This is a genomic window from Pelomonas sp. Root1217 (assembly GCF_001425705.1).
GTDB lineage: Bacteria > Pseudomonadota > Gammaproteobacteria > Burkholderiales > Burkholderiaceae_C > Pelomonas.
This window is the reverse complement of the sequence record NZ_LMDC01000012.1, coordinates 977,207-995,766: the sequence shown is the minus strand read 5'-3', so window position 1 is coordinate 995,766 and position 18,560 is coordinate 977,207. Positions and strand designations below refer to the sequence as shown.

20 protein-coding genes are annotated in these 18,560 nt (G+C 69.0%); 17 read left to right on the top strand and 3 right to left on the bottom strand.

The genetic code is table 11. From position 1 onward, the window contains the following. Positions 1-73: 73 nt before the first annotated feature. Entirely contained in the window at positions 74-2,455 is a 2,382-nt protein-coding gene (locus ASC95_RS13500) for a CHASE2 domain-containing protein (protein WP_162250772.1), read from the bottom strand. After that, positions 2,452-4,059 (bottom strand): FecR domain-containing protein, encoded by a 1,608-nt coding sequence (locus ASC95_RS13495; protein ID WP_057298187.1) that lies wholly within the window; start codon positions 4,057-4,059, stop codon positions 2,452-2,454. The genes ASC95_RS13500 and ASC95_RS13495 overlap by 4 nt, the downstream gene beginning before the upstream one ends. 267 nt (positions 4,060-4,326) lie before the next feature. On the opposite strand from ASC95_RS13495, the gene ASC95_RS13490 reads away from it, so the two are divergent. Then, positions 4,327-4,608 carry a hypothetical protein gene (locus ASC95_RS13490; RefSeq protein ID WP_057298186.1) on the top strand — a complete coding sequence of 94 codons (282 nt, stop codon included), beginning with the start codon at positions 4,327-4,329 and terminating at the stop codon, positions 4,606-4,608. Here the strand turns inward: ASC95_RS13490 and ASC95_RS13485 are convergent. Beyond that, positions 4,605-5,297 carry a TetR/AcrR family transcriptional regulator gene (locus tag ASC95_RS13485; RefSeq protein WP_057298185.1) on the bottom strand — a complete coding sequence of 231 codons (693 nt, stop codon included), beginning with the start codon at positions 5,295-5,297 and terminating at the stop codon, positions 4,605-4,607. The genes ASC95_RS13490 and ASC95_RS13485 overlap by 4 nt on opposite strands. Positions 5,298-5,460: 163 nt before the next feature. Between ASC95_RS13485 and ASC95_RS13480 the strand changes: the two genes are divergently transcribed. The 16 genes from ASC95_RS13480 (at position 5,461) to ASC95_RS13410 (ending at position 18,552) form a co-directional block, all read left to right on the top strand. Continuing rightward, positions 5,461-7,068, top strand: coding sequence for a carboxyl transferase domain-containing protein (locus tag ASC95_RS13480; RefSeq protein ID WP_057298184.1), 1,608 nt, complete (start codon positions 5,461-5,463; stop codon positions 7,066-7,068). Continuing rightward, positions 7,068-7,862, top strand: a complete 795-nt coding sequence (locus ASC95_RS13475; protein ID WP_057298183.1) for a M48 family metalloprotease — start codon at positions 7,068-7,070, stop codon at positions 7,860-7,862. Before ASC95_RS13480 ends, ASC95_RS13475 begins: the two co-directional genes overlap by 1 nt. 40 nt (positions 7,863-7,902) lie before the next feature. Further along, positions 7,903-8,391 (top strand): GNAT family N-acetyltransferase, encoded by a 489-nt coding sequence (locus ASC95_RS13470; RefSeq protein ID WP_057298182.1) that lies wholly within the window; start codon positions 7,903-7,905, stop codon positions 8,389-8,391. A 32-nt stretch (positions 8,392-8,423) separates the two neighbouring features. After that, positions 8,424-8,711, top strand: coding sequence for a type II toxin-antitoxin system VapB family antitoxin (locus tag ASC95_RS13465; RefSeq protein WP_057298181.1), 288 nt, complete (start codon positions 8,424-8,426; stop codon positions 8,709-8,711). Next, entirely contained in the window at positions 8,698-9,105 is a 408-nt protein-coding gene (locus ASC95_RS13460) for a PIN domain-containing protein (protein WP_057298180.1), read from the top strand. The genes ASC95_RS13465 and ASC95_RS13460 overlap by 14 nt, the downstream gene beginning before the upstream one ends. Before the next feature lie 10 nt (positions 9,106-9,115). Beyond that, positions 9,116-9,898 carry an enoyl-CoA hydratase/isomerase family protein gene (locus ASC95_RS13455; RefSeq protein ID WP_057298179.1) on the top strand — a complete coding sequence of 261 codons (783 nt, stop codon included), beginning with the start codon at positions 9,116-9,118 and terminating at the stop codon, positions 9,896-9,898. Further along, positions 9,883-10,404: a hypothetical protein gene (locus ASC95_RS13450; RefSeq protein ID WP_057298178.1), complete on the top strand. Its 522-nt coding sequence runs from the start codon at positions 9,883-9,885 to the stop codon at positions 10,402-10,404. Before ASC95_RS13455 ends, ASC95_RS13450 begins: the two co-directional genes overlap by 16 nt. Next, the gene (locus tag ASC95_RS13445) at positions 10,404-11,018 is read left to right on the top strand and encodes a DUF4126 domain-containing protein (RefSeq protein WP_057298177.1); all 615 of its coding nucleotides are present in this window, start codon (positions 10,404-10,406) and stop codon (positions 11,016-11,018) included. Before ASC95_RS13450 ends, ASC95_RS13445 begins: the two co-directional genes overlap by 1 nt. Beyond that, on the top strand, positions 11,015-12,304 hold the full coding sequence (gene bioA, locus ASC95_RS13440) for an adenosylmethionine--8-amino-7-oxononanoate transaminase (RefSeq protein WP_057298176.1): 1,290 nt from the start codon (positions 11,015-11,017) through the stop codon (positions 12,302-12,304). The genes ASC95_RS13445 and bioA overlap by 4 nt, the downstream gene beginning before the upstream one ends. After that, the gene (locus ASC95_RS13435) at positions 12,291-13,505 is read left to right on the top strand and encodes an 8-amino-7-oxononanoate synthase (protein WP_057298175.1); all 1,215 of its coding nucleotides are present in this window, start codon (positions 12,291-12,293) and stop codon (positions 13,503-13,505) included. The genes bioA and ASC95_RS13435 overlap by 14 nt, the downstream gene beginning before the upstream one ends. Then, positions 13,502-14,203 carry a dethiobiotin synthase gene (bioD, locus tag ASC95_RS13430; RefSeq protein WP_056205112.1) on the top strand — a complete coding sequence of 234 codons (702 nt, stop codon included), beginning with the start codon at positions 13,502-13,504 and terminating at the stop codon, positions 14,201-14,203. Before ASC95_RS13435 ends, bioD begins: the two co-directional genes overlap by 4 nt. Continuing rightward, positions 14,200-15,240, top strand: coding sequence for a biotin synthase BioB (gene bioB / locus ASC95_RS13425; protein WP_057298174.1), 1,041 nt, complete (start codon positions 14,200-14,202; stop codon positions 15,238-15,240). The genes bioD and bioB overlap by 4 nt, the downstream gene beginning before the upstream one ends. Position 15,241: 1 nt before the next feature. After that, positions 15,242-15,448 (top strand): hypothetical protein, encoded by a 207-nt coding sequence (locus ASC95_RS13420; protein ID WP_057298173.1) that lies wholly within the window; start codon positions 15,242-15,244, stop codon positions 15,446-15,448. Positions 15,449-15,534: 86 nt separating this feature from the next. Beyond that, positions 15,535-15,666 (top strand): hypothetical protein, encoded by a 132-nt coding sequence (locus tag ASC95_RS32255; RefSeq protein WP_255355262.1) that lies wholly within the window; start codon positions 15,535-15,537, stop codon positions 15,664-15,666. After that, positions 15,659-17,641 (top strand): acetyl/propionyl/methylcrotonyl-CoA carboxylase subunit alpha, encoded by a 1,983-nt coding sequence (locus ASC95_RS13415; RefSeq protein WP_057298172.1) that lies wholly within the window; start codon positions 15,659-15,661, stop codon positions 17,639-17,641. The genes ASC95_RS32255 and ASC95_RS13415 overlap by 8 nt, the downstream gene beginning before the upstream one ends. A gap of 2 nt (positions 17,642-17,643) precedes the next feature. After that, positions 17,644-18,552, top strand: a complete 909-nt coding sequence (locus ASC95_RS13410; RefSeq protein ID WP_057298171.1) for a hydroxymethylglutaryl-CoA lyase — start codon at positions 17,644-17,646, stop codon at positions 18,550-18,552. The last annotated feature ends 8 nt before the right edge of the window (positions 18,553-18,560 follow it).

Below are 18,560 nucleotides of genomic sequence, written 5' to 3'. Positions count from 1 at the left end.
AGGCTGTGGCGCATTCACAGCACTGCGAATTAGGGCCTGACTTCCTTCACGTCCGCGGCCGGCGCCGCAAGGCTCAGACTCGCGCGTGCTGGGCCAGCGCCCGCAGCAGCGCCGCCAGGCTGAGGGGCTTGGTCAGGTGCGCGTCGCAGCCCGCCGCCAGGGACTGCTGCACATCCGTGTCGAAGGCGTTCGCCGTCAGCGCGACGATGGGCGTGCGCGGCCTGCCCTCGGCAGCTTCGATGGCCCGCCACTGGCGCGTGGCCGACAGCCCGTCCAGCCCGGGCATCAGCATGTCCATCAGCACGAGGTCGAAGTCACCCTCGCCCGTGCCCTCACGCAGAGCGGCCAGGGCCTGCTCGCCGTCGCGCGCCCGCTTGATGCGGTGGCCCAAGGGCTGAAGCATGCCTTCGATGACGAGCACGTTGACGTCGTTGTCCTCGGCCAGCAGCAGCTCAAGCGGACGGCTCGGCGCCATGCGTTCAGCGCGCGGCTCTGCCGCGTCTGCCTGCGGCGGATGCGAATCGGGCAGATCCAACCGCACCTCGAAGCAGCTGCCTTCGCCCAAACGGCTGTGCACGCTGACATCGCCGCCCATCAGCCGCGCCAACCTGCGCGTGATGGCCAGGCCCAGGCCGGTGCCGCCAAACTCCTGCGCGATGGTCGCATCCGCCTGGGCGAAGGGCTGGAAGATGCGCTCCAGCCCGTCGGGTGCAATGCCGATGCCGGTGTCCTGCACGCTGATCAGCACCTGGCCGCGGGTGCTGCGCGTCAGCTCGACGGTCACGCCACCGGTCTTGGTGAACTTGATGGCGTTGCCGACGAGGTTGGTGAGGATCTGCGCGACACGCTGCGAGTCGCCCAGCACCCAACCCTTCGCTTCGGCGCGCGCGAACATGCGCAGCCACAGGCCCTGGCTCTGGGCGCGCTCGCGGAGCAGCTCCAGCTGCAACTCGACGAGGTCGACCAGATTGAAGGGATGCGAGGCCAGCTCCAGCCGGCCGCTCTCGATGCGGGCGTTGTCGAGCAGGTCGTTGATGAGGGCGAACACCTGCCGGCCCGCATGGCCCAGCACCTCGACGTAATGAGCCTGGTCCGGTTTGAGCGGCGAGCGCGAGAGGATGTCGGAGAAACCCAGCACGGCGTTCATCGGCGTGCGCATCTCGTGGCTGACATGGGCCAGCAGGTCGGTCTTGGCGCGGCTGCGCGCATCGGCCAGCTCGCGCTCGCGGGTCAGCTCACGTTCGCGCTCGCGCGCATCGCGCTGATGCTCAATCGCCGTCAGCAGCAGGGCCAGCGCGAGCAGGTACAGGCCCGGCGTGGGTATCGGCAGCAGGCCAGCTCGTACTGCGGCCCAGGAAGCCAGCGTCAACGCCAGCATCACCAGTCCGGCGGCAAGCGCCTGGCGGCGCAGCAGCAGCGGCAGCAGGCCCACGGCGAGCAGCAGCGCGTTGACGGCCCTCACGCTCGCGCCGCGTTCGCGCAACAGAGGCAGCGGCTGCCGCCCCAGCGCCTCGAAGACGGCGGCATTCAGCGCCGTGCCGGAGAGACGGCCTTCGGGCGTCATGACCTCGTCGGCAAAGAAGGCACTGCTGCCGACGAAGACGCTGCGGCCGGCGAGCAACTGGGCCAGCTCGGCGTCCTCGCTCTCGCCCAGGGCCGCGCGCATCAGGCGCTGCCAGGACACGCGCGGTGGCTCGCCGCCACCCAGAGGCAGACGCAGGCGCAGTTGGCCGGCCTCGTCCACGGGCCAGCGGCGCGCACCCGCGACAAGCTCGTCGCCCTCGCGCCGCCAGCCAGGAGCCCCGTCGGCACGCAGCCGCGCGGCGAAGGCCAGGCTGGGCAGGCTGCGCCCCTGCACGCGATGCAACAACGGCAGGCGGCGCAGCAGACCGTCGTCATCCAGCGCCACCGAAATGACTCCCACGCTGGCAGGCTCGGCGAGCGCATCCAGCAGTGCATCGGCCGGCGCCGTCAGCGCGTCCCAATCCAGGCCCGGCGCGTGGGCGGCGCCCAGGCGGGTCAGCGCGCGTTGCTCGGCCGCGCTGGCCGGCGCCAACTCGACGCCGGCGCGCTGGCGCGTCGCCAGGCCGGCGGCCGCCAGCACCGTCGGCGGGCCGGCGGCCAAGGTTTGCGCCAGCCGTGCGTCGCCCTCACGCGGGCCGGCAAAGACGATGTCGACGACGACGAGGCGTGCACCAGCCTGCCCAAGATAGTCCAGCATCAGCGCATAGACCTCGCGCGAATACGGCCACTCGCCCAGGGGCTGGCGCAATGCGCGCAGCGAGGCGTCGTCGATGTCGACGATGACGCTGGTGGGTGGCGCCCCCGCCGGCGCGGCGGCGCGCAGCAGCAGGTCGCCGATGGCGCGGTCGATGCGCGGCTGGGCGCCAGTCAGGCTCAGCAGCGCCCAGAGCAGCAACGCTGCGGGCAGGGCGAGCCAGGGCCAGCGTTTCAAAGGACGGGGATCAGCAGCAAGGGCAGCAGCCACAGCCAGCGCGGGTAGGGCACCTCGATCATCTGCGTCTGGCCCCAGGGGCTGGGGGCGTCGGCGGCATTGAAGCCGCGGGCGCGCAGGAAGTACTTGCCCGCTGACGGCTTGGGCATCGCGAGCTCGGGCTTGTCGGTGGCGAAGCGCTGCACGTCGGCGCCCTCCACACGGTCGAAGGCCTCGGTCCTGGACCATTCCAGTTGGTAGCGCGTGACACCCGGGTCGGCCCGCCAGCGCAGTTTGAGCTGGTCGCCAGTAACTTCGGGTTCGGCCGGCGGCGGGACGGGCGGCGGAGGTCTGATCTCGAACGTCTGCGGGTCGCCGAACGGCCCGGCACGGCCGTTCGCTTCGACGGAAGCGATGCGCCAGTGATAGATGCCGTCAGCTAATCGGGCGTCGTAATTCGCACCATCGATGGGTGCGGGTTGCAGGACCAGGTCCTTGAAGCCGGCATCCCGCGCGATCTGCAGGCGCACATTCGGCGCCACCGTGTTGCGCGTCCAGGCAAAGGCCGTGCCACCGGCGTAGCTGACGGCACCGGGCGCAGGCGCCTGGATGAAGGGCGGCTCGGGCCGGGCCAGCAGGCGGATGCTTGCATCGGCAGCGGCGCCCTCCTGCCCGCGCGCGTCGATGGCGCGCACGCGCAGCGTGTAGTCGCCGTCGGCCAGCTCGCGCGCCTCGGGCCATGTGACGGCCGGCTCGGCCACGACGTCATCCAGCAGCAGGCGGTCGAAGTCACTGCTGACGTAGAGCTGCACGCGCCAGGTGGCGGCACCCGCCGGCCCGCCGACCCAGGCCAGATGCAGCGGCAGCCGCTCCGTCACGGGCAGCAGGCCGCTCAGGTCGGGCGCTGGCAGCAGCGGCGCGACTGAACGTGCCGCGCCTTCCGCCAGCAAGCCCTGGCCGGTGGCCACGTCGAGGCCCAGGCCGTCGGCATGCACGGCACCGGACAGCACCTGCATGCGACTGGCACCGGCCGCCGTCTGCACGCGGAACTCGGTGCCGCGCACGCCCAGGTTGACATGCGGCGTGCGCACTTCGTACAGCGGCACGCGTTGGGCATTCGGCGCGACGCGGCTGTCAGCCCCACCCTGCTGCACGCCGATGCGCACGGCCGGGATGGCGCCGCGGCCCAGCACCAGCAGTTGGTCGAGCGTCACATCGCTTTCCGGCGGGATCAGCAGGCGCGAGCCGTCGGCAAAGCGCAGGCTGGCGCTGGACTGCGCGCCGGTACGGATGCGGTCGCCGCTTTGCAGTGTTGCGCCCACGGCCAGAGCTTCGCTCGTGCTGCCACGCTGACGCGTGACCTGGCCACGCGCAAACACGGCCTCGGCGACGCCGGCCTCGCGCTTCAGCCAGGCCACGGGCATGCGCAAGGTGGAACCGGGCATCAGCCGCAAAGGATCGGGCACGCGGTTGAGCTTTTGCAGATCGCGCCAGGTCTTGGGCGGCGCCAGCCAGGCGTCGGTCAGCGTGATCAGCGTGTCACCGGGCTGAATGCGGTAGCGCCAGTCGGCGTCGGCCGCGTCGCCCTGCGCCTTCGCCCAGGCGCAGGCCAGCAGCAAGCTCATGGCGAGCCAGATTCTCGATGCACTCATCGGCGCCTCCCTCCCTCGCAGGAAGCCTGGATCCTAGGGCCTGTTAACGCTATGGCAACGGGCCGCGTTGTGGCCAGAAAGGCCGCAGGCACGACAGCAAACCGCAAGCTGGGCTCCTGCCCAGCGAGGATTTGCAACACAGCATGCGGTCTTTCTGGCCACAACCCTTCGGGAAGGCCCGCCGCCATAGCGTTGACAGGCCCATGACTGAGAATGCCCAACACAGTAGGAGTGCGCGCCATGCTCACCATTTCGGGCTTCATCGGCTGGCTGCGCCGCCATCGCATCGCCTGCTTCGGCGTCATGGTGCTGAGCTTCGTCGCTTTCGGGTTGCTGACGCTGGACCTGGTGCGGCTGGTGAGCGCGAATGCCGCCCTGCTGTCGTCCTACGGTTGGCAAGGCCTGCAGGACGGCGGCCTGCGGCAACTGGTGGAGCTGATCGGCTCGACGCTGGCGGCCATGGCGGCCTGGCTGTTGTTCAAGGTCTGCGAGACGGTGCTCGTGCAGTCCTGGACGCGCTAGCTTTGCGACAGGGCATCTGCCAGCTGGCTCCGCAGCCGGCGCAGCCGCTGCAGCTCCTGGTCGGGCGCCTGCAGGGCCGGCCACAGCAGCGCAACGAGGTCGCGGGCACTGGCTTCCACGTCGATCTGGCGGCCGGTGATGACCACCTCCCACAGCATGTGCTCCATCGGCCCGAAGACCAGCGACCGCAGCAGCCGCAGCGGGATGTCGCGCCGCACCTCGCCGGCCTCCTGGCCGCGCGAGAGCAGATCCATCAGCGGCGCGGTGTAGCGGCGCTGCAGCTCGACAAAACCTTCACCGAGGTCCTGCCCCTTGGTCCGCCCTTCCGACAGCACCAGCGCGCACAGCCCCGTGCCCTGGATCAGGAAAAGGCGCAGGTGCGTCAGCACGACGAACTCCAGCTGTTCGCGCACCGACGCCTGGCGCGGCAGACCGGCTTGAATGGCGTCGATGATCTCGTCGTACCAGTCCTGGATGACGCGCATGCACAGCTCGCGCTTGCCACGGAAATAGGTGAAGACGGTGGCCTCGGAGATGGCCAGGCGCTGGGCAATCTCGGTCGTCGTCGCGCGCTCGTAGCCGCGCTCGGCGAACACCTCACGGCCCACGCGCAGGATGTCGCGCACGCGCTGCTCGGCCTTGGGGCCTGCGGGGGATCTGCGCTGGGGCGTGACGGCGACGGTGGTCATCGAGGTCGCATTCTGCGCAATTCTTGAGTAACACTCAAGTCGGCATTGCATCCGTGTTCACCCTGGATTATTCTGGCGCCCCTCACGCGGCTCACGAGGCCGTCAATCAATAAGTTGAGCCCTGCTTAGTCGTTGACTCGAGCATGGGCTTCGCGGAGACACCATGCCGGTCCTCAATACCCAGCTCAACCCCCGCTCGGCCGATTTCAAGGCCAATGCGGACGCGATGCGCGGGCTGATCGACGACCTCAACGCCCAGCTCGCGAAGATCGCCCAGGGTGGCGGCGACGCTGCGCGTGCCAAGCACACGGCCCGCGGCAAGCTGTTGCCGCGTGACCGCGTCGAGATGCTGCTGGACCCGGGCACGCCCTTCCTCGAACTGGCGCCGCTGGCGGGCCTGAACCTGTATGACAACGCGGCGCCCGGCGGCGGCGTGGTGGCCGGCATCGGCCGCGTGTCGGGCGTGGAATGCGTCATCGTCTGCAACGACGCGACCGTCAAGGGCGGCACCTACTACCCCATCACCGTCAAGAAGCACCTGCGCGCCCAGGAGATTGCGCAGCAGAACCGCCTGCCCTGCATCTACCTCGTCGACAGCGGCGGCGCCAACCTGCCCAACCAGGATGAGGTCTTTCCCGACCGCGACCACTTCGGCCGCATCTTCTTCAACCAGGCCAACCTGTCGGCGCAAGGCATCCCGCAGATCGCCGTCGTCATGGGCTCGTGCACGGCCGGCGGCGCCTACGTGCCGGCCATGAGCGACGAGACCATCATCGTCAAGAACCAGGGCACCATCTTCCTGGGCGGCCCACCGCTGGTGAAGGCCGCGACCGGCGAGGTCGTCACGGCCGAGGACCTGGGCGGCGGCGACGTGCACACCCGCCTGTCCGGCGTGGCCGACCACCTGGCCAACAACGACACGCATGCGCTGGCGATTGCCCGCCAGTCGGTCGCGCGCTTGAACTGGACCAAGGCCAACCCGCTGGCGATGCAGGAACCCAAGGCGCCCGCCTTCGATCCGGCCGAGCTGCACGGTGTCATCCCGACCGACACCCGCAAGCCCTTCGACATCCGCGAGATCATTGCCCGCATCGTCGACGGCTCCGAGTTCGACGAGTTCAAGGCCCGCTATGGCGCCACGCTCGTCTGCGGCTTCGCTCACATCGAGGGCATGCCGGTCGGCATCGTCGCCAACAACGGCATCCTGTTCGCCGAGAGCGCCAACAAGGGCGCCCACTTCATCGAGCTGTGCTGCCAGCGCAAGATCCCGCTGGTGTTCCTGCAGAACATCACCGGCTTCATGGTCGGCCGCAAGTACGAGAACGACGGCATCGCCCGCGCCGGCGCCAAGATGGTGACCGCCGTGGCCTGCGCCCAGGTGCCCAAGTTCACCGTCATCATTGGCGGCAGCTTCGGCGCCGGCAACTACGGCATGTGCGGCCGGGCCTACAGCCCGCGCTTCCTGTGGATGTGGCCGAATGCGCGCATCTCGGTGATGGGCGGCGAGCAGGCGGCCAGCGTGCTGTCGACGATCCGCCGCGACGCCATCGAGGCCAAAGGCGGCGCGTGGAGCGCCGACGAAGAGGAAGCCTTCAAGGCGCCGCTGCGCCAGCAGTACGAAGACCAGGGTCATCCTTACTACGCGTCGGCCCGGCTCTGGGACGACGGCGTCATCGACCCCGCCGACACGCGCCGCGTGCTGGCGCTGGGGTTGTCAGCCTCATTGAACGCATCGATCCCGGACACGAAGTTCGGCGTGTTTCGGATGTGATGCCCCCACGCCTGCGCTCCACGCTGACCTCGCTGCTGGTCAGCCTTACCGTTGCTGCCAACGCCGCCACGCAGGAAGACCTGCGGCGCGTGGACGCCGCGCTGCGCCATGCCGCGTCGCCGTGGTGCGGCCGTCTGGCGGAAATCGACGCGCAGGGCCAGCGCCGCTGCACCGTGTCCTTCGAGAGCGTGGGGCCGATCGGCGCAGGCAACGCGTTCGCGGTGTTCGACATGACCCGCATCTCCGATGAGTTGCTGGCCGTGCTGTCTGAGGACGAACTCGCCGCAGCGATGGGCCATGAGCTGGCGCACGTGGTGTTGGGTCACGGCATCTTCAGGATGCGCCGGCAGATCGCCAAAGCCCCAGACGAGGGGCACGCGATGATGCTGTCGCTCAGTGAACAGTTTGGTATCGAGCCCCACGCAGACACTCCTCAAGACCTGCGCGCCCAGGAGCTGGACGCCGACACGCTCGGCCTGGTCTTTGCCGGCCTGGCGGGGTACGACGTGCATCGCGGCGCGGCACTCTGGCGCACGGCCAGTCAACGCATTCCCGGCATGAAGTCGCATGGCGCGACCACCCACCCCGAAAACGCGCGCCGACATGCCAACGCGGCCCAGGTGGCACGCAGCTTCTGCCGGGCGGCCGCCGCATCGCAGCCGCCCTGGCCCGCCACTGAACGGCTGCTGCCCCGCTACGAGCTGTCGCGCGATGAAGCCGCACGTCAGCTCGATCCGGCCCTGCTCAGCCGCGCCTGCGGCAAGCCCAACCCAGCCCGAATGTTGAAGGGATGACGAGATGGTCACCATCCGCCCGCTAAGCAGCAATGACTGCATGCAAACGCTCACCACGCTGCTGCACCTGTCCTACGCCAGCCTCGCCGCCCAAGGCTGGAACTTCACCGCCGTAGACCAGAGCGTCGACATGACGCGCGAACGCCTGGCCGGCGCCCAGGGCTTCGTCGCCGAACGGGACGGCCGCTTCGTCGGCACGGTCGCCGTGCGCGGCCCCAAGCCTGCCAGCGAGGCCTACATCGCCGACCCACCGCCGCCGCTGTACACGACGGCTGGCACGGCCATCCTGTCCCAGCTGGCCGTCCACCCGGACTGCCGCGGCCAGGGCATCGGCGAGCGATTGATGGATGCCGCCGAGGCCTGGGCCTGCGAACAAGGTTTCGCCCGGCTCGCGCTGGACACCGCCGAGCCCGCCGTTGCACTGCGCCGCCGCTACGAGCGCCGCGGCTATGCCACCGTCGGCGGCGTGCAGTGGCAGGGCAAGACGTATGGATCCGTGCTGATGTGCAAGCCGCTCCTGGCTGCCTAAAATACACACATCACGCAAACCTTATACACATCATGCGCACCAACATCGAAATCGATGACGAGTTGATGGCCGACGCCATGGCGGCCGGGCGCTTCAAGACCAAGCGTGAGGCTGTGGAAGCTGGGCTGGCTCTTGTGAAGCGGCAGGCTGCGTACCAAGAGATCCTCAAGCACGCGGGCAAGCTACCGTGGGGCTGGCCAGGCGACGAGCGCTTGAGCGGCCGGCCGAACTGGTCCCGCGTCGATGCCGAGGGCCGTGAACTGCCCGACGCGGAGCCGGCTGCGAGCGATACGTTGGAGCCGGCCCATGGTCGTCGTTGATACCGGCGTCTGGATCGACCTGTTCAACGGCAATCCCAGTCCGGCGAACGCACAACTCAGGACCTTGCTGGAGGAAGGCCGCACGCCGGTCGTCGCGCCAGACCTGGTGGTATTCGAGGTGCTGCGCGGCTTTCGCCACGAACGCCAGCATCGGATGGCCATGAAGCTGTTCGAGCAGATCCGCGTGCCCTCCGTCGTCGACGCCGCCGGCGCCGAACGCGCCGCCAGCCGCTACCGGCGCCTGCGCGAGATGGGCATCACCGTCCACAGCCCGATCGACGTGCTGCTGGCCTCGCACTGCATCGACGAAGACCTGCTGCTCCTGCAGCGCGACCGAGACTTCCTGCCCTTCGAACAACACTTCGGCCTGCGCCTGTTGCACCCTACCCACTGACGCGAGCCACATGCCCAGCCTGCACATCACCACCCACGGCCACGTCGCCCGCGTCACGCTGAACCGGCCCGAAGTCCGCAATGCGTTCAACGAAGACCTGATCGCCGAGTTGACCGCTGCGTTCACCGAGCTGGGCCAGCGCGCCGACCTGCGAGCCATCGTGCTGGCCGCCGAGGGCAAGGCCTTCTGCGCCGGCGCCGACCTGAACTGGATGAAGGCGATGGCTGGCTACTCCTGGGACGAGAACCATGCCGATGCCACCAAGCTGGCCGACATGCTGTGGGCGATCTACTCGTGCCCGGTGCCAGTCATCGCACGCGTGCAGGGCGACGTCTACGCCGGCGGCGTGGGCCTGGTCGCCTGTGCCGACATCGTCGTCGCGGTAGACGCGGCTGGCTTCTGCTTGTCGGAAGCCAAGCTGGGCCTGCTGCCGGCCACCATCGGCCCCTACGTCGTCAAGGCACTCGGTGAGCAGGCCTCGCGGCGCTACTTCGTGACGGCGGAGCGCTTCACCGCCGCCGGGGCAAAAGCGCTGGGCCTCGTGCACGAGGTCGTCGCAGCCGATGCGCTGGACGCCAAAGTGGACGAACTGGTCGCCGCCGTCACCGCCAACGGCCCCGCCGCCGCGCGCGCCTGCAAGCAGCTTGTCAAGGACGTGGCCAGCCGGGAGATCACGCCGGAACTGCGCGACAACACCGCGCGGCGCATCGCGGACATCCGCGCCAGCGATGAGGGGCGCGAGGGCGTGCAGAGCTTTCTGACCAAGAGCAAGCCGTCGTGGCTGACAAGCTGACCGTGACCATCCTCAACTACACCTTCAAGTTGGCGCCGCCTCCGGTGCCGACCTCTCCAGTCAAGCACCAGTATTCCTACTCGGAATTCATGCTCGACCTGTCCGCTCAATGGCGCCAGATCCCGACCAAGGAAGACAACACGCTCAACTTCCATTCGGACGACGACGGCGCCGCGATCATCATTTCCGCGGACTTCTTCGACATCCCCGACGACAAGGTCCAGGCCCTGGCCGAGAAGTGCATCAGCAGCCGCATCGAAGCCCTGCAAATAGCCAGCCAAGGGTCGGTGCAGGTGTTGCAGCAGTCCATCAAGTCGCACTCCGGTGGCGTCGGACTGGAGATGTCCTTTGCTGCACACGCCGAGGGCGAATACGTGCACCTCTTCCTGGGCTACGTGACCTCGCGCAAGATCCTGAACTTCTCCATGGTCTGCCAGCCCGGCAAACACGAGGCCGTGGCCTTGTTCAACGCGACGGTGCCGGGCTTCCGGCCGCGCCTGCCCTGATGCCCCAGCTCGACGCCATCCAGTTGCTCGCCCTCGCCGCCGCCCTCGGCTGGGCCAGCGGCCTGCGCCTTTACCTGACGGTGCTGCTCGTCGGCATTGCCGGGCACTGGGGCTGGATCGCGCTGCCGCCGGGCCTGCAAGTGCTCGCGTCGCCGCTGGTGATGAGCTGCGCCGCGGCGCTGGCATTCGTCGAGTTCCTGGCCGACAAGATCCCGCTGGTGGACAGCGCCTGGGACGCGTTGCACACGCTGATCCGCATTCCCGCCGGCGCGGCGCTCGTGGCCGGGCTCGTCAGTGCCTGGGCTGGCGACCATGGCCAGGCCTGGGCTGTCGTTGCAGCGCTGTTCGGCGGTGGCCTCGCGGCCGTGGCGCACACGGCCAAAGCCAGCACGCGCGCGGCGGCCAACACGTCGCCCGAGCCGTTCTCCAACATCGGCTTGTCGCTGATGGGCGATGTGGCCGTGCCGACCATGCTGTGGCTGGCCTGGGCGCACCCTTTCATCTTCTTCCCGCTGCTCGTCCTGGCCCTTGCCGTGATGGGCGCGCTGATCTGGCTGTGCTTCAAGTTCCTGCGCGCGCTGCTCAAGCGTGTGCGCCGCCCCTCTCCCGCATGACCTCTCCCTCCGATCTCGCCGCACGCAGCCGCGCGGCCGTCTGGCACCCATGCACGCAGATGGCGCGCCTGGCCGACGTGCCGCCGCTGCCCATCGCCCGCGGTGACGGCCCCTGGCTGTTCGGCACCGACGGCCGGCGCTACTTCGACGCCAACTCGTCGTGGTGGGTCAATCTCTTCGGCCACAGCGACAAGCCGCTGCACGACGCCATCAAGCATCAGCTCGACACGCTGCCCCATGTGATGCTGGCTGGCTGCACGCACGAGCCCGCGGTGCGTCTGGCCGAGCGGCTGTCGGCGCGCACCGGTGGCGCGCTGGGCCATGCTTTCTTCGGCAGCGATGGCGCAAGCGCCGTCGAGATCGCGCTGAAGCAGAGCTTCCACTCATTCAAGAACCGCGGTCGGCCCGAGAAGCGCGAGTTTGTCTGCCTGAAGAACAGCTATCACGGCGAGACGCTGGGCGCGCTCAGCGTGACCGACGTGCAGGTGTTCCGCGACGCCTATGACCCGCTGCTGATGCGCGCCCACATCATCGCGTCGCCGGATGGGCGCCTGGGCAACGAGGCCGAGGCTTTGGAAGCCATGCGCGTTTTGCTGGCCGAGCGCCATGACCAGATCGCTGCCGTCATCGTCGAGCCGCTGATCCAGGGGGCGGCGGGCATGGTCATGTACGCGCCGGCCTATCTGAAGGGCCTGCGCGAGCTGACGCACGAGTTCGGCGTCCACCTGATCGCCGACGAGATCGCCGTCGGCTGCGGCCGCACCGGCACCTTCTTCGCGTGGGAGCAGACGGGCGCGGATTGGCCGGATTTCATCCTGCTCAGCAAAGGCATCACGGGCGGCACGCTGCCGCTGTCGCTGGTGCTGACGACGGACGATGTGTTCGGCGCCTTCTGGAGCGAGGACGTCACGCGCGGCTTCCTGCATTCGCATTCCTACACCGGCAACCCGCTCGCTTGCGCGGCGGCCAATGCGGTGCTGGACCGCTTTGACGCGGGCCAGCTCGAAACAAACCAGGCCCAGGCCGAGCGCCTGACCCGCGCCTTTGCTCCCTTGGCCCCACGCGTGGCCCATCTGCGCCAGCGGGGCATGATCCTGGCCTTCGATGTGCCGCAAGCGCCACCCCGCTTCGCAGAAGCCTTCCAACTGAAGGCGCGCGAGCACGAACTGCTGATCCGACCGATCGGCTCCACCGTCTACCTGATGCCCCCTTACCTGATCGACGACGCGACCGCGGCCTTCCTGGCCCAGGCCGTGACGGCGACGTTGAACGATGTCCTTGCTTGATCACCTCCAGGCCAAGCTCCACGCGATTGCCGCGCAGAGCCTGACCCGTACGCTGCGCCGCGCCGACAACGGCACAGCGCCCCGCCAGACCATCAACGGCCGTCCACTGCTGATGTTCTGCTCCAACGACTACCTGGGCCTGGCGGCCGAACCTGCCATCGCCGAGGCGATTGCCGAAGGCGCGCGGCTGTGGGGCGGCGGCTCGGGTGCTTCGCCGCTAGTCAGCGGCCACAGCGCCGCGCATGAAGCCGTCACCGACTCGCTCGCCCGGTGGTACACGCCGCACATCCCGCAGGCGCGGGCCATCAGCTTCTGCACCGGCTACATGGCCAATCTCGCCGTCGTCACGGCGCTGGGCGACGAGCACACGGAGATCTTCTCGGAGCAGCTCAACCACGCCTCGCTGATCGACGCCGCACGCCTGGCCAAGGCCAAGGTGACGCGCTATGGCCATGCCGACGTTGCCGGCCTGGACGCACTGCTGCGGGCCAGCACCGCCAAGGTCAAGCTCATCATCACGGACGCCGTCTTCAGCATGGACGGCGACCTGGCGCCGCTGCCCGGGTTGCTGGCCTTGGCCGAAGCGTTCGACGCCTGGCTCATCGTCGACGACGCCCATGGTTTTGGCGTGCTCGGCCACAAGGGCCGCGGCTCGCTGGAGCACTTCGAGTTGCACAGCGAACGCCTGATCCTCGTCGGCACACTGGGCAAGGCCGCCGGCCTCGCCGGCGCCTTCGTCGCGGCCCACGCCACCATCGTCGACTACCTGCTGCAGGCCGCGCGCAACTTCATCTTCTCGACCGCCTCGCCGCCAGCCATCGAGCATGCGCTGCTGACCAGCTTCGAGTTGATTGAAGGGCCGCTCGGTGCCGCCCGCCGTGCCCACCTCGTCGCGCTGCAAGCCCAGTTGCGCGACGGCCTGCTGGCGCTGATCGACCAGCACCCGCGCCTGGGCTGGTCGCTGACCGATTCGGCCACGCCCATCCAGCCGCTCATCGTCGGCGGCAATGCCGAGGTCATGGCCCTGGCCGCTGCGCTGGAGAGCGCCGGCCTGCGCGTGCCCGGCATCCGCCCGCCGACCGTCGCGGCCGGCACGGCGCGGCTGCGTATCACGCTGTGCGGCACGCACACCGCTGCCGACGTGGACGCGCTGCTGACTGCGCTGCAGCGCGCCGCGGCGGCTCAGGAGCAGGCCGCATGACCGCCTTGAGAAGAGGTTTCTTCATCACCGGCACCGACACCGAGATCGGCAAGACCGCCGTCACGGCCGGCCTGGCCCACGCCTTCGCGCAGACCGGCCGGCGCGTCGCCGCGCTCAAGCCCATCTCGGCCGGGCAGGACTTCATCGGCGGCCACTGGCTCAACGACGACGTCGAGCGCCTGCGCGCCGCCGGCAACCTGGACCTCACGTCGGCCGAAGTCGGCGCGCTGCAGTTGCGCACCGCCTGCGCACCCCATATCGCCGCCCGCATCGAGAACGAGGCCATTGCCCGCGAACCGGTGCTGCACGCGCTGCGCACGGTCGCCTTCCGCGCAGACGTCGCCCTCGTCGAAGGCGTGGGCGGTTTTCGCGTGCCGCTCAACGACGAGTGGGACACGGCCGACCTGGCCACTGACCTGGGCCTGCCGGTCATCCTCGTCGTCGGCCTGCGCCTGGGCTGCATCAACCACGCGCTGCTGACAGCCGAGGCGGTGCGCGCACGCGGCCTGACGCTGGCCGCCTGGGTGGCCAACACGGTGGATGAGCGTCAGCCCCACGTCACCGACAATCTGCAAGCTCTGCAGCGCGGCCTTGCCGCCCCCTGCCTCGGCCATGTGCCGCGCCTGGCCCACGCCGACCACGCCACGATGGCACGCCATCTGTCGCTCGAACCTCTGCTCGAACACCTCCCAGCATGAACCAGATCCAGACCCTCACCCCCACCTCCGACGCCGACCGCCGCCAGGCCAAGCCCTGGACCGTGAGCGAGATCGCGGCGCTGTTCGAGCTGCCCTTCAACGACCTGCTGTTCCGCGCCCAGCAAGTCCACCGCGAGCACTTCGATGCCAACGCGGTGCAGCTGTCCACGCTGCTGTCCATCAAGACCGGTGGCTGCGAGGAGGACTGCGCCTACTGCCCGCAGTCGGCCCACTTCGACACCGGCCTGAAGGCCGAGAAGCTGATCCCGCTGGAAGAGGTCATGGAAGCCGCCCGCGCGGCCAAGCAGAACGGCGCGACGCGCTTCTGCATGGGCGCCGCCTGGCGCAGCCCCAAGCCACGCCACCTGGACGCCATCGGCGAGATGATTGCCGAGGTCAAGGCCCTGGGCCTGGAGACCTGCCTGACCGCCGGCATGCTGGAAGACGGCCAGGCCGAGCAGCTGAAAAGTGCCGGCCTGGACTATTACAACCACAACCTCGACACCGCGCCTGAGTTTTACGGCCAGATCATCACGACCCGCACCTACCAGGACCGCCTGGACACGCTCGAGCGCGTGCGCCAGCAGGGGCTCAAGGTCTGCAGCGGCGGCATCGTCGGCATGGGCGAGACGCGCCGCCAGCGCGCCGGCCTGATTGCCCAGCTCGCCAACCTCGACCCCTACCCCGAGAGCGTGCCCATCAACAACCTCGTGCAGGTCGAAGGCACGCCCTTGGCCGGCACCGCGCCGCTGGACCCGCTGGAGTTCATCCGCACCATCGCCGTCGCCCGCATCACCATGCCGCGTGCCATGGTGCGCCTGTCGGCTGGCCGCGAAGACATGCCCGAGACCATGCAGGCGCTGTGCTTCCTGGCCGGTGCCAACTCGATGTTCTACGGCGACAAGCTGCTGACCACCAGCAACCCGCAGGCCGAGAAAGACCGCGCGCTGTTGGAGCGGCTGGGCATGCGCTGCTCGACCGAGGCCGAGCTGACGCCGTCCGACGCGGCGGCCAAGGTGCAGGTCTGCACGCACTGACATGAAGACCGCGCTGCTGCTCACCGCCATGCTGGCCCTGTCGGGCTGCGCCTTCGTCTATGACCAGGTGCAGGACGTCGCCCAGACCCAATGCGCCAGCAACAACAGCAATGCCCAGGACCGCCGCAGCTGCGAGAAGCGCAACGCGCCGGCCTATGACGACTACGAGGCGCGGCGCAAGCGCATGCAGCAAGGCCAGCCCGGCTGAGGCCCTGCTCGCCCTCATCACCGCCAGCGACCCTGGCACCGCCTGAACACCGTGTAGAAGGTTCACGAGACCGGAGACAAGAAGAAATGTTCAAGAAGATCCTGATCGCGAATCGCGGGGCTCGCGCCGAAGGCGCGGTCGCGCAAGCGACAAATTGCGTGATGCTCGGCGCAGCCGGGCATGCAGGCGAGTTCACCCCGGGGACCCGTCATGTTTAAGAAGATCCTCATCGCCAACCGGGGTGAAATCGCCTGCCGAGTGGCCGCGACCGCGCGCCGTCTCGGCATCCAGACCGTCGCCGTCTACTCCGACGCCGACCGCGACGCCCAGCACGTCAGCGCTTGCGACGAGGCCGTCCACATCGGCGGCCCCGCACCGCGCGACTCCTACCTGCAGTGGCAGCGCATCCTCGAAGCCGCCCAGTCCACCGGCGCGCAGGCCGTGCATCCGGGCTACGGATTCCTGTCCGAGAACGAAGCCTTCGCCCAGGCCTGCGCCGACGCCGGCCTCGTCTTCATCGGCCCGCCGCCCAGCGCCATCCTCGCGATGGGCCTGAAGGCCGAGTCCAAGCGGTTGATGGAAGCGGCCCAGGTGCCGTTGGTGCCGGGCTATCACGGGGCCGACCAGGACCCTGCCCTGCTCAAGCGCGAGGCCGACCGCATCGGCTACCCCGTCCTGATCAAGGCCAGCGCCGGTGGCGGTGGCAAGGGCATGCGTGCGGTCTACAGCGCGGATGAATTCGACGCCGCGCTGGCGTCGTGCAAGCGCGAGGCCATCAACAGCTTTGGCGACGATGCGGTGCTGATCGAGCGCTATGTGCAGAAGCCCCGCCACATCGAGATCCAGGTCTTTGGCGATTCGCACGGCGACTGCGTCTACCTGTTCGAGCGCGACTGCTCGGTGCAGCGCCGCCACCAGAAGGTGCTGGAGGAAGCGCCCGCGCCGGGCATGACGCCGGAGCGACGCGCCCAGATGGGCGAAGCGGCAGTCGCCGCCGCAAAGGCTGTGGGCTACGTGGGCGCCGGCACGGTCGAGTTCATTGCCGAGCAGGACGGCCGCTTCTATTTCATGGAGATGAACACGCGGCTGCAGGTCGAGCACCCGGTGACGGAAGCGATCACCGGCCAGGACCTGGTGGAGTGGCAACTGCGCGTCGCATCCGGCGAGCCGCTGCCGCTGAAGCAATCGGAACTGCGCATGCACGGCCATGCCATCGAAGCGCGCATCTGCGCCGAGAACCCGGACGCCGGCTTCCTGCCCGCGACCGGCTCGCTAGACGTGGCGCGCTGGCCCGGCCACGTGAGTTTCGAGCGCGGCAACGTGCGCATCGACGCCGGCGTGCGCGAGGGCGATGCCATCAGCCCCTATTACGACTCGATGATCGCCAAGCTCATCGTCTGGGGCGAGGACCGCGCTCAGGCGCTGGCGAGGCTGGACCTGGCGCTGCGCGACACCCACATCGTCGGACTGCAGACCAACGTCGCCTTCCTGCGCCGCTGCGCAGCCACGGACTCGTTCTCGAACGCCGACCTCGACACCGGCCTCATCGAGCGCGAGAAGGCCGTGTTGTTCGACCAGCCCGGCCTGCCTCTGCGGGTGAGCGCAGCTGCGGTCGTCGCCCACACGCTGGCCATGGAAAGCGCAACGCAAGGCACCGACCCATGGAGCGCCCGCGACGGCTGGCGCATGTTCGGCTCGGCCACGCGCCGCTTCGACCTGGAAGCCGGCGGCACGCACCACGAGGTGCTGCTGTCCCGGCACCACCGCGGTGGCATGACGCTGACCGTGGAGGGCGAGGCGATCGAGTTCGCCGTGCAGTCCGGCGACGCGGAAACGCACGAGCTCTTCCTCGGCACTGAGCGTGTCCGTGTGAAGACCTACGCGCAGGGCGAGCGCGTCGCCGTCTTTGGCGCGAACGGCTCCGCCGTGCTGACCGAGATCGACCTCATCGCCCACGCCGGCGACGCGCCCAGCGAAGGGGGCCGCCTGACCGCACCCATGCCCGGCAAGCTGGTGGCCTTCCTCGCCCAGGCCGGCGACACCGTCACCAAGGGCCAGCCCCTAGCCGTCATGGAGGCGATGAAGATGGAGCACACCATCTCGTCGCCGCGTGATGGCAAGGTGGCCGAGCTGCTGTTCGCGGTGGGCGATCAGGTGGGCGACGGCGCCGAACTGCTCAAGCTGGAGGCCTGACCATGGCCCTGCCCACCCACGTCAAGATCCTCGACGTCGGCCCGCGCGACGGGCTGCAGAACGAGAAGGAAAACGTCTCGACCGAGCACAAGGCCCAGCTGGTCTCGATGCTGCAGGACGCCGGCCTCAAGGAGATCGAAGTCACCAGCTTCGTCAGTCCGAAGTGGGTGCCGCAGATGGGCGACAACACGGCCGTCATGGCTGCCATCGAGCGCCGCGCCGGGGTGCGCTATTCGGTGCTGGTGCCCAACCTCAAGGGACTGGAGCCGGCGCTCGCGTCCAGGCCCGACGAGATCCTCGTTTTCACGGCCGCGAGCGAGGCCTTCACACAGAAGAACATCAACTGCTCCATCGCCGAGAGCCTGGAGCGGTTCGCGCCGGTCATCGCGGGCGCACACGCTGCCGGCGTGAAGGTGCGCGCGGCGCTGTCGTGCTCGCTGGGCTGCCCGTACGAAGGCGAGATCAGCGCCGACCAGGTCGAAGCGGTGGTGAAGCCGCTGCGTGAACTCGGCGTGGACGCCATCGACATCGCCGACACCATCGGCGTGGGCACACCGCGCAAGGTGCAGTCTGCGATGGAACGGGCGCTGAAGCACTTTCCGCTCGCGGAGGTGTCGGGCCACTTCCACGACACCTATGGCCAGGCACTGACCAACATCTACGCCAGCATGGAGCTGGGCTTGCACAGCTTTCACGCCAGCGTGGCGGGACTGGGCGGATGCCCCTATGCCAAGGGCGCGACGGGCAATGTGGCGACCGAGGACGTCGTGTTCATGCTGAATGGCCTGCGCATCGAGACCGGCATCGACCTCGACAAGCTGGTGGACGCCGGCGCCTTCATCTCCGGCCTGCTCGGCCGCCCACCGGTGTCGCGCGTGGCGCGCGCCGTGCTCGCGAAACGAGCGAGTTAGCGCGCTGC

Bases quoted from the DNA above. Each gene is read 5' to 3' on its own strand.
- ASC95_RS13495 (WP_057298187.1), bottom strand. From the start codon at position 4,059: ATGAGCTTGCTGCTGGCCTGCGCCTGGGCGAAGGCGCAGGGCGACGCG.
- ASC95_RS13455 (WP_057298179.1), top strand. From the start codon at position 9,116: ATGCCCAGCCTGCACATCACCACCCACGGCCACGTCGCCCGCGTCACG.
- bioA (WP_057298176.1), top strand. From the start codon at position 11,015: ATGACCTCTCCCTCCGATCTCGCCGCACGCAGCCGCGCGGCCGTCTGG.
- ASC95_RS13480 (WP_057298184.1), top strand. From the start codon at position 5,461: ATGCCGGTCCTCAATACCCAGCTCAACCCCCGCTCGGCCGATTTCAAG.
- ASC95_RS13465 (WP_057298181.1), top strand. From the start codon at position 8,424: ATGCGCACCAACATCGAAATCGATGACGAGTTGATGGCCGACGCCATG.
- ASC95_RS13410 (WP_057298171.1), top strand. From the start codon at position 17,644: ATGGCCCTGCCCACCCACGTCAAGATCCTCGACGTCGGCCCGCGCGAC.
- ASC95_RS13435 (WP_057298175.1), top strand. From the start codon at position 12,291: ATGTCCTTGCTTGATCACCTCCAGGCCAAGCTCCACGCGATTGCCGCG.
- ASC95_RS13490 (WP_057298186.1), top strand. From the start codon at position 4,327: ATGCTCACCATTTCGGGCTTCATCGGCTGGCTGCGCCGCCATCGCATC.
- ASC95_RS13460 (WP_057298180.1), top strand. From the start codon at position 8,698: ATGGTCGTCGTTGATACCGGCGTCTGGATCGACCTGTTCAACGGCAAT.
- bioB (WP_057298174.1), top strand. From the start codon at position 14,200: ATGAACCAGATCCAGACCCTCACCCCCACCTCCGACGCCGACCGCCGC.
- ASC95_RS13445 (WP_057298177.1), top strand. From the start codon at position 10,404: ATGCCCCAGCTCGACGCCATCCAGTTGCTCGCCCTCGCCGCCGCCCTC.
- ASC95_RS13420 (WP_057298173.1), top strand. From the start codon at position 15,242: ATGAAGACCGCGCTGCTGCTCACCGCCATGCTGGCCCTGTCGGGCTGC.
- ASC95_RS13415 (WP_057298172.1), top strand. From the start codon at position 15,659: ATGTTTAAGAAGATCCTCATCGCCAACCGGGGTGAAATCGCCTGCCGA.
- ASC95_RS32255 (WP_255355262.1), top strand. From the start codon at position 15,535: ATGTTCAAGAAGATCCTGATCGCGAATCGCGGGGCTCGCGCCGAAGGC.
- bioD (WP_056205112.1), top strand. From the start codon at position 13,502: ATGACCGCCTTGAGAAGAGGTTTCTTCATCACCGGCACCGACACCGAG.
- ASC95_RS13485 (WP_057298185.1), bottom strand. From the start codon at position 5,297: ATGACCACCGTCGCCGTCACGCCCCAGCGCAGATCCCCCGCAGGCCCC.
- ASC95_RS13470 (WP_057298182.1), top strand. From the start codon at position 7,903: ATGCAAACGCTCACCACGCTGCTGCACCTGTCCTACGCCAGCCTCGCC.
- ASC95_RS13475 (WP_057298183.1), top strand. From the start codon at position 7,068: ATGCCCCCACGCCTGCGCTCCACGCTGACCTCGCTGCTGGTCAGCCTT.